Raw genomic sequence first — 16,749 nt, forward strand, 5'->3', positions numbered from 1 at the left:
ACTGAAGCTAGTTCGGTTCGGATCTTAAGGAGTGGGTTTCATGAGCCAAACCGCAGAAAAACGTCAGCGCTTTGAAATGCTTTTGCAGCATACGGCGCTGCCGCAGGAACTTATACAAACTTATTTTCATGATGGTTTTATTGATCAGGTAATTGTCAGCAACAGCAACCGGGAATGGACGTTTTGCATACGCAAAACGTCCATGGTGCCTTTACAGGCCTATAATGGCCTGCTTCAAGCTGCACGTTTGAAATTCGAGCATATAGCTTCGGTGAACTTTTTGTTTATCTATGACCCTGTCGTAGAGACGGAGTCTATCGTTTTGCAATATTGGGGCTTATTTATGGAGTGGGCTCAACGTGAAATCGCGTCGGTTAACGGTTGGCTGCAAAAAGCTACCATAGCGGTTGAATCCGATGTATTGACATTATCCTTACTAGATAATACAGGTCTGGAGCTTGCGCGCAAGAAACGTCTGGATGAGGAAATTATCCGTTTCTATCAAACGTATTTCGAGCGAACTTGCAAGGTGAAAATGATGGTCAGCGAATCTCGTCAAGAAATTCTTGATGAGTACGCGCTGCGCATTGTGCAAGAAGAACGTGAATATGTACAAGAGCTTATGGCTAGTTCGCAGTCTGAATCGGATCTCGTCGATGAAGGAGAGATCAGGCTTGCGGTCGGTTATGATATCCGGGAAGAGCCAGTTCCACTTATGAATATCCTGGAGGAAGAGAAGAAGATAACGGTACAAGGTGCTGTATTTGGCCTCGATATGAAGGAGCTGCGTAACGGCAGCACATTGTTTACCTTCAACGTTACCGACTTTTCTGACTCTATAGCGATGAAGATGTTTGCGAAAACGAAGGACGACGTGAAAATCTTAAGCCAACTTGCCAATGGCAAATGGGTGAAAGCGCGTGGCCGTATCGAATATGACCGCTTTATGCAGGAGCCTGAGCTGGTCATGATGCCAAATGACCTTCATGAGGTCAAGTCACCCCCGGACCGTATGGACAAATCAGAGGAGAAGCGCGTAGAATTCCACCTACACACGACGATGAGTGCGATGGATGCCGTTACTCCTGTAGACACATACATTAAGACGGCTGCCAAATGGGGACACCCGGCGATAGCTGTATCCGATCACAGCAATGTGCAGTGCTATCCGGATGCGAACAAATCAGCGAAAAAGCATGGCATTAAGGTATTGTTTGGCGTAGAAGCAAACGTGGTTAACGATGCCGTACCTATGGTGCTGGAATCGCGGCCAGAGCCGCTAGCTACCGCTACTTATGTCGTCTTTGATATCGAGACCACGGGCTTATCGGTAATCAACAACAAAATCATAGAGCTCGCTGGCGTTAAAATGCGGGACGGCAAAGAAATCGACCGATTCTCAACGCTTATCGATCCGCATGAGAAAATCCCCTACCATATCCAGCAGTTGACGAATATCAATGATGATATGGTTAAAGGGCAGCCTGAACTGGAGCCTAAGCTGCGTGAATTTATTGAGTTCATCGGAGACGATGTGCTTGTTGCGCATAATGCCCGATTCGATATTGGATTTATCCAAGCGAATTGCAAAGCTTTTGGCATGCCAGAGGTCAAAAATCCGGTACTGGATACGCTGGAGCTGGCTAGGTTCATTTTCCCATCCCTTAAAAACCACCGTTTGAATACCTTGGCGGATAAATATAAGGTTAGTCTTGAAAATCATCACCGCGCAGTAGATGACTCGCTTGCCCTGGGCGGCGTATTATATGGGCTGATTGGTGATGCTGCCGAACGGAATATAACGAATTTGCATCAGCTGAACGATTACGTCGGCATTGATTTGTCCAATTCCCGTCCATTTCATTGCAATGTTTATGCCTTGAATGCAGTCGGCAAGAAAAACCTGTTCAAGCTGATCTCGCTTTCTCATACCGAACATTTTAAACGCGTTGCGACGATGCCAAAGAGCAAGCTCGTGGCACACCGCGAAGGATTGCTTGTCATTTCCGGCTGCGAGAAAGGCGAGTTTTTCGAAACCGTCTTGAACAAGTCATACGAGGAAGCTCTCGAAGTAGGACGGTTCTACGATGCGCTCGAAATCCAGCCTATTGATTTTTATATGCATTTGGTCGAAAAGGGACTTGTCGGAAGCCGCGCTGAAATCGAGCAGGCCCATCGCCGGATTTGCCAAATCGGTGACGAACTGGGCAAGCCAGTCATTGCGACAGGTAATGTACATTATTTGAATCCGCGGGATAAAATGTACCGGGATATTACGATTCACGGTATAACCGGCTTTAGTCCTCTTAAGAGCATACGCAAGCCCGACGCTCATTTCCGGACAACGGAAGAAATGCTGGAGGAGTTTGCTTTTCTCGGAGACGCGAAAGCCCGTGAAGTCGTTATAACCAATACGGTAGCACTTGCTGAGCGGTTTGAACCTTTTGATATGTTCCCGAAAGGGCTGTTTGCTCCGGATATCGAAGGAGCGGACGATGAAATCCGCAATACCTGTTATGACACGGCCAAATCCATGTATGGAGAAAATTTGCCGCAGGTGGTCATTGATAGGCTTGAGAAAGAACTTATACCCATCATTAAGTTTAAGTTTTCCGCCAACTATCTGATTTCCGAGAAATTGGTTAAAAAATCGAATGCTGACGGTTATTTGGTCGGATCGAGGGGTTCCGTTGGTTCTTCGGTTGTTGCTACTTTCCTGGGCATATCCGAGGTAAATCCGCTGCCGGCCCATTATTTATGCAAAAATTCGGATTGCCGCCATAGCGAGTGGTTTCTCGACGGAAGCATACCGAGTGGCTTTGATTTACCGGATAAGCTTTGTCCTAAATGCGAGAAGCCGATGAAAGGCGAGGGACAAGATATCCCATTCGAAACGTTTCTCGGTTTCAAGGGGGATAAGGTTCCCGATATCGATCTTAACTTCTCGGGCGATTATCAGCCGGTTGCGCATAACTTTACAAAAATCATGTTTGGTGATAAAGCGGTATTCCGGGCAGGTACGATAGGTACGGTGGCCGAGAAGACGGCATATGGGTTCACTAAGAAGTATGAAGAAGAGCATAACAAGAAATGGCGTGGAGCAGAGCTCGCAAGACTTGCAAGTGGTTGCACGGGCGTCAAACGAAGCACAGGACAGCATCCGGGGGGCATTGTCGTAGTTCCCGATTATATCGAGGTTGAGGATATCACCCCGGTACAATTTCCTGCGGATGATGTGAATGCAGAGTGGAAAACAACGCATTTCGATTATCATGCTTTTGATGAAAACTTGCTGAAGCTCGATATACTGGGACACGATGATCCGACTATGATGCGAATGCTGCAGGATTTGACAGGCGTTGACCCAACGAGCATTCCAATGAATGATCCCAAAGTTATGAGCATGTTCAACTCCACTGCGGCGCTGGACATTCCCGGCGAACGGATTCGTTCTTCGGTAGCCACCTACGGCGTGCCGGAGATGGGAACAAAGTTCGTACGGCAAATGCTTCAGGAAACGCAGCCTTCCTCGTTTGCGGATTTGCTGCAAATTTCCGGATTGTCCCATGGTACGGGCGTTTGGCTCGGCAATGCACAGGAGCTGATCAAGAAGGGAACATGCAACATTAAGACGGTAATTGGATGCCGGGATGACATCATGTTGTTCCTCATTTACAAAGCCGGAATGGATGCGGGTCTTGCCTTCAAAATTACGGAAAGCGTACGTAAGGGTAAAGGCTTGACGCCGGAGTGGATCGAAGAAATGAAGCGATGCAAGGTACCGCAATGGTATATTGATTCTTGTTTGCGCATCGAGTACATGTTCCCGAAAGCCCATGCTGCAGCTTACGTTATCTCTGCCGTCCGAACCGCTTTTTTTAAGCTATATCACCCGATCGAATACTACGCTACTTATTTTACGGTAAGGGCTGATGATTTTGATTTGGAGCTGCTTTGCCAGGGCTACGATGCGATTCTTCGCAAGCTGATTGAAATTGAAGCGAAGGGCTTCAACGCGCTGCCAAAAGAGAAAAATATGGTTTCCCAGCTGGAAATGTCATTGGAGATGACCGCTCGCGGCTTCTCGTTCAAGCCGATCGATCTCTATCGTTCCGATGCTACCAAATTTCTAGTGGATGGCGATTCGCTCATTCCTCCGTTTGCCGCAATTGCGGGAATTGGCGATAATGCGGCACGGAATATTGCGGCATCAAGAGATGGCGGTGAATATCTTTCCATCGAGGATTTCCAGATGAAATCCAAGGCTACAAAGACGATTATTGAGGTGCTCACTAGCATGGGCTGCTTCCGTGGATTGCCTGAATCCAACCAGCTTTCACTGTTCTAACAGGAGTCCATTTAGAAAAGATTTCTTGTCACTATACTGCGGTTATGTTATAATTTTTCTGGCAATGATGATGATAAAGACTTTGATGCAGAAGAGTGGGGAAACCCACTCTTTACGTTTTGTTATTGGCAAAATGGCATAGTGCGTATAAACAGGAGGTCAACTGAATTTGAGTAATTCCAAAATCAAAGCTGCCGTGCAGGAAATGGTCCTTCCATACCTTAGCAGCAATGGATTTGAACTGGTTGATATTGAGTATGTAAAAGAAGGAAGCAATTACTTCCTTCGTATATTCGTCGATAAGGATGGCGGCATCGATATTGATGATTGCGGCCGAATCAGCGAATTTATGAGCGAGCAACTGGACAAGAATGATCCGGTCACAGACGTTTATTTTCTAGAGGTATCTTCTCCAGGCGCCGAAAGGCCTTTGAAGAAAGAAGAGGACGTACGTAAAGCTATCGGCAAACACGTTTACATAACGACATATGAACCGATTGGCGGCGCTAAAGAATTTGAGGGGCTGCTACTTTCATTTGACGGGGAAACGGCGGTTGTTCGTACTAGCAAGAAAGAGTACGCGATTCCTTATGAGAAGGTAGCTGGCGCTAGGCTTGCTATCGTGTTCTAATATTCGTTTTCTATATTGAGAGGGGGAAATGCAGTCCAATGAGCATGGATTTTATTGAAGCGTTACAGGAAATAGAAAGAGATAAAGGGATTACGAAAGACGTACTCCTTGAAGCCATTGAGGCCGCACTTATCTCCAGTTACAAACGGAATTTCAACACGGCCCAAAACGTCCGCGTTGATATTAACCGCCACACGGGCGTTATTAAAGTTTATGCGCGCAAAACCGTGGTTGACGAGGTGCTAGACCCTCGGCTTGAAATTACGGTAGAAGCATCGCGTGAAATCAATCCACACTATCAGATCGATGATATTGCGGATATTGAGGTTACGCCGCGTGACTTTGGCCGTATTGCTGCCCAAACAGCAAAACAAGTCGTTACTCAGCGTATTCGTGAGGCTGAGCGCGGTTTGATCTATAATGCTTTTATCGACAAAGAGGAAGATATCGTTAACGGCATTGTTCAGCGCCAAGATGTCCGTAACCTATTCGTTGACCTTGGAAAAGTTGAAGCGGTTTTACCTTTGACCGAGCTGATGCCAACCGATAAATTCAAGCATGGTGACCGCGTCAAGTCTTATATTACAAAGGTTGAGAATACAACCAAGGGCCCTCAAATCATTTTATCCCGGACGCATCCAGGTTTGCTCAAACGATTGTTCGAGCTGGAAGTGCCTGAAATTTATGACGGTGTTGTAGAAATTCGCTCGGTTGCCCGCGAAGCTGGTTTCCGTTCAAAAATCGCAGTTCACTCTCGCAATGCTGAGGTTGATCCTGTAGGTTCTTGCGTAGGGCAAAAAGGTTTGCGCGTTCAGACGATCGTAAACGAGCTTAAAGGCGAGAAAATCGATATCGTTCGTTGGTCTGAAAGCGTGGACGAATATGTTGCGAATGCACTTAGCCCGTCAAAGGTGCTGGAGGTTATTGTATTCGAACAGGAAAAAATGGCTAGAGTCATCGTTCCTGACTATCAATTGTCGCTTGCGATAGGGATTAAAGGTCAGAACGCTAGGCTTGCTGCTAAACTTACAGGCTGGAAAATCGATATCAAAAGCGAAACGCAGGCAGAGCAGGAGTATGGCCGTCCGAAATCACTTACGACGGTCATGCACCAGGATTCTGTTTCCATCGATTAGATTTGGTTAGACCGATAAGCGTCAATTCAGCTGGCAGAGGAGGGGTGTACAATGAGACCGAGAAAAGTACCGCTTCGCAAATGTGTCGCTTGTCAGGAGATGATGCCGAAGAAGGAACTCATTCGGATTGTGCGGACACCGGCCGAAGAGGTGCAGATTGACCTGACAGGCAAAAAAGCAGGCCGCGGCGCGTATTTGTGCGGTAAAGTTAGCTGCTTCAAATTAGCCAAAAAATCCAAGGCGCTTGATCGTGCGCTAAAGCAGCATGTTGGAGAGCATATTTATGATCAGCTGGAACAGGATTTTGTAGCGGTTGAGGAGCAATTTATCGCCGGCAAGGAGCTGATAAGCGATGAGGCAGAATAAAAGCTTATCACAGCTTGGCATGGCAATGCGTGCGGGCAAGCTGATTACTGGGGATGAAATCGTCCTCAAAGCCGTAAGAAACAAACAAGCGCATCTTGTTATCATTGCAGGAGATGCTTCAGAAAATACGAAGAAAAAATTTCGTGACAAATGCAGCACCTACGGAATACAACTCGCCGAAGCATTCGACCGTGAGCAACTAGGAAAGGCGATTGGTAAGCCAGAACGGGTTGTACTAGCGGTAACTGATGCGCAATTCGGAAAAATGATTGCGAGTCATCTGAGCCATAATACGGAGGTGGATCATATTGGACAATAAACAAGACAGCAAGGATAATAAAGATAAGCTGCGTGTTTACGAGTATGCCAAATCACTGAATATGAGCAGCAAAGAAATTATAACGATTCTTAAACGACTTGATTTGCCGGTCAATAACCATATGAGTGTTATGGAAAATGAAATGGTAAACAAGGTCGAAGGCTTTTTCCGCAATATTAAAGCCAATGCCGCAGCCAAGCGGGCACAGGAAACGACAAGCGTGTCTGTATCCTCCGCTCAACCTGCCGCAAGCCGGCCGCAATCGCAGCAGCCAGCCCAGCAGGAACGGAAGCCACAGGCTGCGCAAGAAAACAAAAATACTAATCAAGACAGACAGGGGCCTATGAATTCTATTAATACGAAACCACAAACCAACCAGCAGCAGTCCGAACAGAGACCAGCAGGACAGCAATCCAGTCGTCCGGCGCAAACGTCAAGCAACAACCGTCCATCACAAGGTAATTCCAACGCTAGCCGTCCAAGTCAAGGACAAGGCGGTCAAGGCAATCGTACTGGTCAATCCAGCGCGGGAAGCAGCCGTCCTAGCACGGGCCAAGGCGGACAGAACCGTCCGGCATCATCAGGCCAAAGCCGTCCTTCTCAGGGTGGTCAAGGCAATACAGCGAGCCGTCCAGGCGCGCCACGTCAAGATGCAACCAGCCGTCCGGCATCGTCAGGCCAAAGCCGTTTTGACTCCAAACCGGCACAGGGCCAAGCGCGCGGCAATGACAATAAAAATGCTAGACCTGGCCAAAAACGTTTTGAAGACGGAAAACCAGGCGGTTACAGAGGCAACAACAATCGCGGTGGACAAAAGGGTCGCGGCGGGAAATACCAACAGCAGCAGCCTCCACGCGAAAAAATTGATAATACACCTAAAAAAATCATTGTTCGCGGTACGATGACCGTTGGAGAATTGGCTAAATTGCTCCACAAGGATGCATCGGAAGTTATCAAAAAGCTGATCTTCTTGGGTGTTATGGCTACCATTAACCAAGAAATCGACATGGATGCCATCCATTTGATCGCTACCGACTACGGCGTCGAAGTAGAAGTGAAAATTCCGGTTGAGGAAGATTCCTTCGAGACGGTTGAAGAAAGTGACGAAGATGAAGATTTGGTATCACGTCCTCCAGTTGTTACGATCATGGGACACGTTGACCATGGTAAAACCACGTTGCTCGATGCCATACGCAAAACGAATGTTACAGGCGGAGAAGCAGGCGGGATTACGCAGCATATCGGGGCCTACCAAGTCGAAATTAACCATAAGAAGATCACGTTCCTCGATACTCCAGGTCACGAAGCGTTTACGCTTATGCGGGCCCGCGGTGCTCAAGTAACGGATATTACCATTATCGTTGTTGCAGCAGATGACGGTATCATGCCGCAAACGGTTGAAGCCATTAACCATGCCAAGGCTGCAGGCGTACCGATTATCGTGGCGGTAAACAAAATCGATAAGCCGGAAGCAAACACCGAAAAAATCAAGCAAGAAATGACCGAGTATGAGCTTGTTCCGGAAGAGTGGGGCGGCGATACGATTTTCGTAGAGGTATCTGCGAAACAAAGAATTGGTCTTGAAGGTCTTCTAGAAATGATTCTGCTCGTTGCAGAAGTCAATGATTATAAAGCGAACCCTAACAAGCGTGCTCGCGCTACGGTTATTGAAGCCGAGCTCGATAAAGGCAAGGGTCCAGTTGCACGTATTCTAGTTCAACATGGTACTTTGAAAATCGGCGATGCATTTGTAGCCGGCAATTGCTTCGGACGTATCCGTGCGATGGTGAATGATAAAGGCCGTCGTTTAAAAGAAGTTGGACCTTCTACGCCAGTGGAAATTACTGGTCTTACAGAAGTGCCGCAAGCCGGAGATCCGTTCATGGTATTCGAGGATGAGCGTAAAGCACGTGATATCGCAGACCGCCGTTCCATTAAACAGCGTCAATCGGATATGGGTGCCAATACGCGCGTAACGCTTGATGATCTGTATAACCATATCAAAGATGGTGAAATTAAAGATCTGAACGTTATTATTAAATCCGACGTTCAAGGCTCGTCAGAGGCGCTTAAAGGCTCGCTCGCAAAAATCGATATCGAAGGCGTACGCGTTAAAATCATCCACAGCGGTGTAGGCGCGATCACAGAATCTGATATCATCCTGGCTTCGGCTTCCAATGCGATCGTGATCGGATTTAACGTCCGCCCAGATCCACAGGCAGAAGCAACGATTGCTCAAGAGAAGGTTGACGTTCGTATGCACCGTGTCATTTACAACGTTATCGATGAGATTGAGCAAGCGATGAAAGGAATGCTTGATCCGATCTACAAAGAGGTTGTCATTGGTCATGCTGAGGTTCGTAACGTATTTAAAGTAACGAAGGTTGGCGCTATTGCAGGCTGCATGATCACTTCCGGTAAAATCACTCGTAACGCTGAAGCACGTCTGATTCGTGGCGGCATTGTTGTCTTTACAGGCAAGATTGAATCCCTTAAACGTTTTAAAGACGATGCCAAAGAAGTTGCACAAGGCTATGAGTGCGGCATAACGCTTGATCGCTTCAATGATGTCCGTGAAGGAGATACAATCGAAGCATTTGTCATGGAAACAGTAGAGAGGTGATTAAAGCATGGCAAAAATCCGGGTAGGACGGGTTGGCGAGCAGATTAAGAAAGAGCTAAGCCAAATCATTCAGACTGAGCTTAAGGATCCGAGAATCGGATTCATCACGGTCACAGGCGTTGAAACCTCTAGCGATTTATCGCAAGCCAAAGTGTATTTGAGCGTACTTGGCAGCGAAGAGCAAAAGGAAGCAACGTTGAAGGCACTTGCCAGCGGCACAGGCTTTATCCGTACAGAGCTAGGCAAACGGATGCGCCTTCGCCATACGCCAGTATTGCTGTTTAAATTCGACAGCAGTATTGAGTATGGAAGTCGCATCGAAGCATTGCTTGAGAATATTAATAACGGGAACGCAGCTCGATGATGGCTCAGAGCAGTTACTTGAAGCAGCTTGATCTTGCACTGGAATTTATGAGGAATGCTGATCATTTTCTAGTCGTATCGCATGTCCAGCCAGATGGCGACGCTATTAGTTCAACGGTCGTCGTTGGCTGGCTGCTTCAAAAGCTCGGTAAATCGGCTGTTCTGATCAATGAAGGCGAACTGCCTTCTAGGTTGAGTTTTCTTGATCAATTCGATTCCATACTAAATTACAAAAAAGCAGCTCCACCGCAGCAGTTCGATGCGATTATTGCCGTTGATTGCGCCGATTTCAAAAGAATTGGCGAGGTAGCTAGCAGCTTTGCACCTGGTGCAAAGCTGCTTAATATTGATCACCATCCAACCAATAATGGCTTCGGCTCTGTAAATGTTATCCGGGCGGAAGCGGCAGCAACGGTTGAAATCTTGTTTGACCTCATCGAGAGGACGAACATCTTATTGGATCTAAACTGCGCAACAGCTATTTATACCGGTTTGCTGACCGACACAGGAGGCTTTCGTTACTCCAATACAAGTCCTCGTGTGATGGATATTGCTTCGCAGCTGCTAGCGCTAGGCGTATCTGGTAATGATCTCGCTGATCATCTACTGGAGAAAATGACGATGGCCAAACTCAAACTGCTCCAAATTGCTTTGAATAGGTTGACGTTTACGGAAAATTTGGAGATTGGCTGGGTATTTATTGGCAAGGACGATCTTCGTAATACGGGCGCTGTGCCCGAAGACCTTGAAGGCATCGTAAATTATGCTCTGAACGTTGACGGCGTGGAGGTCGGCATTTTATTTAAAGAAGCCGAAGATGGTTCTGTCAAAGCAAGCTTGCGTTCTGCCGGTAAGGCGAACGTAGCCGCAATTGCGCAGCTTTTCGGTGGCGGCGGCCATGTGAGAGCGGCCGGTTGTCGGCTTGAAGGTTCACGGGAAGATTCCGTGTCAGAGCTTGTCGATGCAGTAAGAAAGGCGTTGGTTTAATCGATGGACGGCATCTTGGCGGTTTGGAAGCCAGAGGGCTGGACTTCCCATGATGTAGTTGCAAAGGTTCGCCGAATTTTGAAGATGAAACGTATTGGTCATGCCGGTACGCTTGATCCGATGGTAACCGGAGTACTGCCATTATGTTTGGGACGTGCAACGAGAGTTGTTGAATATGTTCAGGAACGGCCAAAATCCTATGAAGCGGTATTGCAGCTTGGCATTGCTACGGATACAGAAGACATTACAGGTACAGTTATCGAGCGGCAATCACATGTGGCAGTTACAGAAGACGAAATTCGTCAAGCGCTGCTAGGCTTTGTTGGCGAGATAGATCAAGTGCCTCCGATGTACTCTGCTGTCAAAATCGATGGCAAGAGATTGTACGAGCTTGCAAGGGAAGGCAAAACGGTTGAGCGGAAATCGAGAAAAGTGACGATTCATCGCATTGATCTCATTGATGTGCAGCTAGAGCTTGAACAACCTAAAATAACGTTTTCGGCTGTTTGTTCAAAAGGTACATATATCCGTACACTCTGTGTGGACATTGGCAAAGCGCTTGGCGTTCCTGCGACAATGGCGCATTTGACGAGAACGATGTCAGGTGGCATTACGAAGGAAAGCTGCTTAACTTTGGAGCAAATTGAACAATTGCAGCAAGCGGGCGAATTAAGCGAGCATTTGCTGGCAGCAGATGAAGCAATAACTCATTTACCTAGTGTTGTCGTTGCTGAATCATTCGGAAGAATGGCACTCCTTGGACAGAAGATAGGTTTAGTCCAAGCAGGACTTGAGTCCTCAACCATGGAAGAGGGGCAGCTCATTCGTCTTTATAATGATCAGCGCTTATTTCTTGGCATTTTTCAAATCGATTTGAAAGCAACTGTATTAAGACCGGTTAAAGTGTTCTCGGCTTAGTTCTCATTGATACAGAAGTTAACAGGAAATGCAGGTGTTTCAGCGTTGGAAATTATACCATTAAGTTTTCCTTTAAACGGTTTGTCTACGTTATCGCTGGACAAGCCGCTTTCCATAGCTATCGGTCATTTTGACGGTGTTCATCGCGGCCATCAAAACGTCATTCGCCAAGCCGTTGCTCAGGCGAAAGAAGCCGAAATGCTATCAGCGGTCTTGACCTTTGATCCTCATCCGAAGGAAGTGCTTGGTCAAGGTGACCAGTACTACCGTTGTCTTACGCCGCTTGAAGTCAAAACTGCATTATTCGCGGAGCTTGGCGTCGACCTTGTATTCATTATGAGATTCGATCAAGAGTTTGCATCGGTTTCTCCGGAGCGATTTGTCGATGAAGTTCTTCGCATATTGCGTGCCAAGCAGGTCGTTGTAGGCTTCGACTTTAATTTCGGCCATAGAGGTTCTGGCAATGCAGAAGCGCTTCAACGCTTGGGTCAGCCGGATATCGCTGTCCATGTGATAGAGCCATTATTCGAAGATGGCAAGAAAGTAAGCAGCACCTATATTCGAGAAGCGTTGGAAATGGGCGATCTTGAACTGGCTGAGCGTCTCCTTGGACGGCCCTATGAAGTGCAGGGGATCGTTATTCACGGGGATAAACGTGGCAGAACCATTGGTTTCCCTACGGCCAACCTACAATTCAACGCTCCTTATATTGCGCCAAGAATAGGTGTGTATGCTATGATTGCCATGCTTGGGGATAAAGCTTATCCAGGTGTCTTGAACTATGGTTTGAAGCCGACGTTCAACAAAGACGACCTGTTGCCGGTGATGGAAGCTCATTTGTTCGACTTCCATGGAGATATCTACGGCGAACAAATGCGACTTCAGCTCATCTCGTTTATTCGAGCGGAGAAGAAATTCAATTCCATAGATGAGCTCGTTCAACAAATCCAAACGGATTCAGAGCGTGCTAAAGAAATATTAAGTTATCACGGTGAAGAGAAGTAATTCGAGTACTCAGCAAAATGCTTTTTTGCGAGGTACCGGTTATACGCCTCGACAAGTGCTCGCTTTATATGTTATACTATACAACGTTGTGAGTAGACATACTTTACGGTATGGACTACCCTATACTTAACCTTAGCTTGGGTGTCCGATCTCACCGACGGCAGCGAGGCTAATGGCGATTATCAAGAAGGAGGTGAATTGGGATGGCAATTACACAAGTACGTAAAAACGAACTGATTGAGACGCATAAGACACATGCAACGGATACCGGTTCTCCGGAAGTTCAAGTGGCTATCCTGACTGAAAACATCGTTAACTTGACTCAACATTTGCGGGAGCACAAGAAAGATCATCATTCCCGTCGTGGTTTGCTCAAGATGGTAGGTCAGCGCCGTAAGCTGCTTGCATACCTTAAAAACAATGATGTTAGACGTTACAGCGCATTGATCGAAAAACTCGGCCTACGCCGCTAAAACATGCGTAATGAAAAGCAACCTGGTTGTCCAGCCGTCCGGGAATAACGGATAAGCGGATTCGGGTTGCTTTTTGTAATAGGAAAACACTGGGAAAAAACTGCCATTTGCAGTTGAATATACTAAAACTAAAACCTATAGGAGGGATATAATGGTACAACGAATTGAGATGGAGCTAGGTGGAAGACCGCTATCCATCGAAACAGGCCGTTTGGCCAAGCAAGCCAATGCTGCAGTAACCGTGCAATATGGCGATACAGTCGTATTGTGTACGGTAACAGCATCCGCAGGCCCGAAGGATTTGGATTTCTTTCCACTGACGGTTAACTACGAAGAGCGATTGTATGCTGTGGGGAAAATTCCTGGTGGATTTATTAAACGTGAAGGCCGTCCAAGCGAGAAGGCGATTTTATCCAGCCGTCTTACGGATCGGCCTATTCGTCCGTTATTCCCTGAAGGATTCCGGAATGATGTACAAGTTATGAATATCGTTATGAGCGTCGATCAGGATTGCTCACCTGAAATTGCGGCGATGATCGGTACTTCTGCTGCATTGTCGATTTCGGATGTCCCTTTTGACGGACCAATTGGAGGCGTTAACGTTGGGCGTGTCAACGGTCAATTCGTAATCAACCCAACCGTTGAACAAAGCCAAGAGACGGACATATTTGTAGTCGTTGCAGGAACGAAAGATGCGATTATGATGGTAGAAGCCGAAGCGAACGAGGTTACTGAGGCCGTGATGCTCGAAGCGATCATGTTCGGTCATGACGAAATTAAAAAAATCGTTGCAAAAATCGAGGAGCTTCAGGCGGTTGCCGGAAAACCGAAAATGGAAGTTAAGCTACATACCGTAAATGAGCAAGTGAATGCCGATGTTCGCGCTTATGCTTCAGCAGGTTTGGTCGAAGCGATTAAGGTTGAAGAAAAGCATGCTCGCCAAGAAGCAATTGACGCTGTTAACAGCGCAGCCGTTGCCCATTTTGAAGAGCAGTATATCGACACGCCTGAGCTGCTTTCGGATGTCAAGGAAGTGCTTTATGATATCGTTAAGGAAGAAGTTCGTCGACTGATTTCTCATGACAAGGTTCGTCCTGATGGTCGTTCGCTTGATGAAATTCGTCCAATCGACTGTGATGTAGCGATCTTGCCACGTACGCACGGAACAGGATTGTTCACACGTGGACAAACGCAGGCTCTAAGCATTTGTACACTAGGTGCAATGGGTGACGTGCAAATCTTGGACGGCATCTCGCCGGAAGAGACGAAACGTTTCATGCATCACTACAACTTCCCGCCGTTCAGCGTTGGCGAGGCTCGTCCTCTCCGTCCACCAGGCCGCCGCGAAATCGGGCATGGTGCACTAGGCGAGCGTGCGCTCTCCAAAGTCATTCCGTCCGAAGCGGATTTCCCGTACACGATTCGTCTGGTTTCTGAAGTGCTTGAATCAAACGGCTCGTCTTCCCAAGCAAGTATTTGCGCAAGCACTCTTGCAATGATGGATGCAGGCGTACCGATCAAAGCGCCGGTTGCCGGTATCGCAATGGGTCTGATTAAAGATGGCGATCATTTTGCGATCCTATCGGATATTCAGGGTATGGAGGATCATCTTGGCGATATGGACTTTAAGGTTGCAGGTACGGCTGAAGGCGTTACTGCCATTCAAATGGATATCAAAATTGCAGGCATCAACCGTGCAATCTTGGAGCAATCGTTGGAACAAGCCCGTCAAGGCCGGATCTTTATTCTTGGCAAAATGTTGGAGAGCCTGCCGACAACTCGGACAAGCCTATCCAAATATGCGCCTAAAATTTTGACGCTTCGCATTAATCCGGACAAAATCCGTGATGTTATTGGCGCAGGCGGAAAAATCATTAACAAAATCATTGAAGAAACTGGCGTTAAAATCGATATCGAGCAAGATGGAATGGTATTTATCGCTTCTTCTAATGAAGAGATGAACCAAAAGGCAAAAGCGATTATCGAAGGCATCGTCAAGGAAGTTGTCGTTGGCGAGATTTACCTCGGTACGGTTAAACGCGTAGAGAAGTTTGGCGCTTTTGTAGAAATCCTGCCAAACAAAGACGGTTTGGTCCATATTTCTCAGCTGTCTACTGAGCGTGTTGCGAAAACCGAAGACGTCGTTAATATTGGCGATCAAATCAAGGTGAAAGTGACCGAAATTGATCAACAAGGACGTATCAATTTGTCTGCAAAAGTATTAATGACACCTGAAGTATCCTCGCAATAATTGCAAGGACTACAGCGAATATAAAAGCGATACCATAAAAAGAGTCAGATTTGATCTGTCTCTTTTTGTTTTGTTTCCAGGGAGGAATAAATTCGGAAGCTGCAGCCTGCATAATCTCGTCCTTCATTTCATAAACATGGATTAATATGCTTCGTTAGGGTCAAGCTTTAGAGGCATGTGAGGCTGTTTATGGGGGTGTAAGAGATGTCGGTGAGAAAAGCTGCCACGATTGCTGCAAGCATGCTCATGTTAATCGTGTTTATAAGAATAAACGATGATGTATCAGGCTATCTAACCTCCTTGAAGCAGACTCCATCGGCAGCGGTATCAACCATGGAGCTGATGTCTGAGGACGAGGAGCGTCAAAGACTAATGTCGATCATATCAGCCGAAGCGGATCAACGCAGAATCGCTCCCGAGGATGCAAGAATCGACCGAGTGTGGAAAGCCATTCCGGGTTATAACGGATTGGAAGTGGACATACCAAAAACATTGGAAGCCGCTCTCAAAGATCCATCCCAAGCGGCGATACCGTATGTTTTTAAAGAGGTAGAACCCAAAGTCAAGTTAACTGATCTGGGGGCTTATCCGATTTATAGAGGCAATGCCAATAAAAAAATGATTTCTTTTATGATTAATGTGGCTTGGGGCAATGAATACATAGATTCTATTTTAAAAACACTAAAGCAAGAAAATGTAAAAGCGACTTTTTTTCTTGACGGCAGCTGGTTGAAGAAAAATGCGGTGATTGCTAAGCAGATCCAGGCCGAGGGTCATGAAATGTCTAATCATGCCTATTCTCACCCGGATATGAGCGCCTTAAGCAGACAAGACCAATACAATCAAATAGCTAAAACAGAGGCTTTGCTAAAATCCACGTTAAATGTTACGAATCGATGGTTCGCGCCTCCTTCAGGCGCATTTAATTCGGCTACCGTGCAAATTGCTGCCCAGAGCGGTTTGCAAACGGTGTTGTGGACAATTGATACGGTAGATTGGAGAAAACCTCCTGCAGATTCGATCGTTCGGAAAATTGCTGCAAAACTGGAGCCTGGATCTTTAATATTAATGCATCCCACTGCTTCGTCAAGAGACGCGCTTCCGGGCATGATTGCCGCTGCCAAAGCGAAAGGTTATGCCATCGGTACGGTGAGCGAGACGCTATCTTCAAAGCGGATTCCTGCTGCTGTTGAGGGTACCGACTGATTCTGCTATAGTAATACCATTCATGTTTATATTCACAAGCATATGATGACAGTTTTGTACGATGGAGCTAGAGCAGCAAGATGAGGAGATCGGCTTTGCCGGACAAAACATGAGGAGGACTAC

13 protein-coding genes are annotated in these 16,749 nt (G+C 46.8%); all 13 read left to right on the top strand.

Features of this window, described 5'->3' with window-relative positions:
- Positions 1-40 precede the first annotated feature (40 nt).
- The 13 genes from FJQ58_RS27785 (at position 41) to FJQ58_RS27845 (ending at position 16,626) form a co-directional block, all read left to right on the top strand.
- Entirely contained in the window at positions 41-4,348 is a 4,308-nt protein-coding gene (locus tag FJQ58_RS27785) for a PolC-type DNA polymerase III (protein WP_139998414.1), read from the top strand.
- 169 nt (positions 4,349-4,517) lie between these two features.
- Positions 4,518-4,979 carry a ribosome maturation factor RimP gene (rimP, locus tag FJQ58_RS27790; RefSeq protein ID WP_139998416.1) on the top strand — a complete coding sequence of 154 codons (462 nt, stop codon included), beginning with the start codon at positions 4,518-4,520 and terminating at the stop codon, positions 4,977-4,979.
- A gap of 38 nt (positions 4,980-5,017) precedes the next feature.
- Positions 5,018-6,115 carry a transcription termination factor NusA gene (nusA, locus tag FJQ58_RS27795; protein WP_139998418.1) on the top strand — a complete coding sequence of 366 codons (1,098 nt, stop codon included), beginning with the start codon at positions 5,018-5,020 and terminating at the stop codon, positions 6,113-6,115.
- A gap of 51 nt (positions 6,116-6,166) precedes the next feature.
- Positions 6,167-6,481, top strand: a complete 315-nt coding sequence (gene rnpM / locus FJQ58_RS27800; RefSeq protein WP_139998420.1) for an RNase P modulator RnpM — start codon at positions 6,167-6,169, stop codon at positions 6,479-6,481.
- On the top strand, positions 6,468-6,800 hold the full coding sequence (locus FJQ58_RS27805) for a L7Ae/L30e/S12e/Gadd45 family ribosomal protein (protein ID WP_139998422.1): 333 nt from the start codon (positions 6,468-6,470) through the stop codon (positions 6,798-6,800). Before rnpM ends, FJQ58_RS27805 begins: the two co-directional genes overlap by 14 nt.
- Positions 6,790-9,423, top strand: coding sequence for a translation initiation factor IF-2 (gene infB / locus FJQ58_RS27810; protein WP_139998424.1), 2,634 nt, complete (start codon positions 6,790-6,792; stop codon positions 9,421-9,423). The genes FJQ58_RS27805 and infB overlap by 11 nt, the downstream gene beginning before the upstream one ends.
- Positions 9,424-9,430: 7 nt before the next feature.
- A complete protein-coding gene (rbfA, locus tag FJQ58_RS27815; protein ID WP_139998426.1) occupies positions 9,431-9,787 on the top strand; it encodes a 30S ribosome-binding factor RbfA in 357 nt (118 codons plus the stop codon).
- Positions 9,784-10,773 carry a DHH family phosphoesterase gene (locus tag FJQ58_RS27820; RefSeq protein ID WP_139998428.1) on the top strand — a complete coding sequence of 330 codons (990 nt, stop codon included), beginning with the start codon at positions 9,784-9,786 and terminating at the stop codon, positions 10,771-10,773. Before rbfA ends, FJQ58_RS27820 begins: the two co-directional genes overlap by 4 nt.
- A gap of 3 nt (positions 10,774-10,776) precedes the next feature.
- Positions 10,777-11,691 carry a tRNA pseudouridine(55) synthase TruB gene (gene truB / locus FJQ58_RS27825; protein ID WP_139998430.1) on the top strand — a complete coding sequence of 305 codons (915 nt, stop codon included), beginning with the start codon at positions 10,777-10,779 and terminating at the stop codon, positions 11,689-11,691.
- A 45-nt stretch (positions 11,692-11,736) separates the two neighbouring features.
- Complete coding sequence (locus FJQ58_RS27830; RefSeq protein ID WP_139998432.1) at positions 11,737-12,696, top strand: bifunctional riboflavin kinase/FAD synthetase; 960 nt, start codon at positions 11,737-11,739, stop codon at positions 12,694-12,696.
- A gap of 203 nt (positions 12,697-12,899) precedes the next feature.
- Positions 12,900-13,169, top strand: a complete 270-nt coding sequence (gene rpsO, locus FJQ58_RS27835) for a 30S ribosomal protein S15 (protein ID WP_053375765.1) — start codon at positions 12,900-12,902, stop codon at positions 13,167-13,169.
- A gap of 151 nt (positions 13,170-13,320) precedes the next feature.
- Positions 13,321-15,420, top strand: coding sequence for a polyribonucleotide nucleotidyltransferase (gene pnp / locus FJQ58_RS27840; protein WP_139998434.1), 2,100 nt, complete (start codon positions 13,321-13,323; stop codon positions 15,418-15,420).
- 204 nt (positions 15,421-15,624) lie between these two features.
- Positions 15,625-16,626, top strand: coding sequence for a polysaccharide deacetylase family protein (locus FJQ58_RS27845; RefSeq protein WP_139998436.1), 1,002 nt, complete (start codon positions 15,625-15,627; stop codon positions 16,624-16,626).
- Positions 16,627-16,749 lie beyond the last annotated feature (123 nt).

Origin of the sequence: Paenibacillus paridis, from assembly GCF_006345825.1 — a bacterium.
Classification (GTDB): Bacteria; Bacillota; Bacilli; order Paenibacillales; family Paenibacillaceae; genus Pristimantibacillus; species Pristimantibacillus paridis.

What these genes read in the sequence shown, in the direction of transcription:
- rnpM (WP_139998420.1), top strand. Translation starts at nt 6,167, where the DNA reads ATGAGACCGAGAAAAGTACCGCTTCGCAAATGTGTCGCTTGTCAGGAG.
- truB (WP_139998430.1), top strand. Translation starts at nt 10,777, where the DNA reads ATGGACGGCATCTTGGCGGTTTGGAAGCCAGAGGGCTGGACTTCCCAT.
- FJQ58_RS27805 (WP_139998422.1), top strand. Translation starts at nt 6,468, where the DNA reads ATGAGGCAGAATAAAAGCTTATCACAGCTTGGCATGGCAATGCGTGCG.
- nusA (WP_139998418.1), top strand. Translation starts at nt 5,018, where the DNA reads ATGAGCATGGATTTTATTGAAGCGTTACAGGAAATAGAAAGAGATAAA.
- FJQ58_RS27845 (WP_139998436.1), top strand. Translation starts at nt 15,625, where the DNA reads ATGTCGGTGAGAAAAGCTGCCACGATTGCTGCAAGCATGCTCATGTTA.
- FJQ58_RS27820 (WP_139998428.1), top strand. Translation starts at nt 9,784, where the DNA reads ATGATGGCTCAGAGCAGTTACTTGAAGCAGCTTGATCTTGCACTGGAA.
- rbfA (WP_139998426.1), top strand. Translation starts at nt 9,431, where the DNA reads ATGGCAAAAATCCGGGTAGGACGGGTTGGCGAGCAGATTAAGAAAGAG.
- rpsO (WP_053375765.1), top strand. Translation starts at nt 12,900, where the DNA reads ATGGCAATTACACAAGTACGTAAAAACGAACTGATTGAGACGCATAAG.
- FJQ58_RS27785 (WP_139998414.1), top strand. Translation starts at nt 41, where the DNA reads ATGAGCCAAACCGCAGAAAAACGTCAGCGCTTTGAAATGCTTTTGCAG.
- pnp (WP_139998434.1), top strand. Translation starts at nt 13,321, where the DNA reads ATGGTACAACGAATTGAGATGGAGCTAGGTGGAAGACCGCTATCCATC.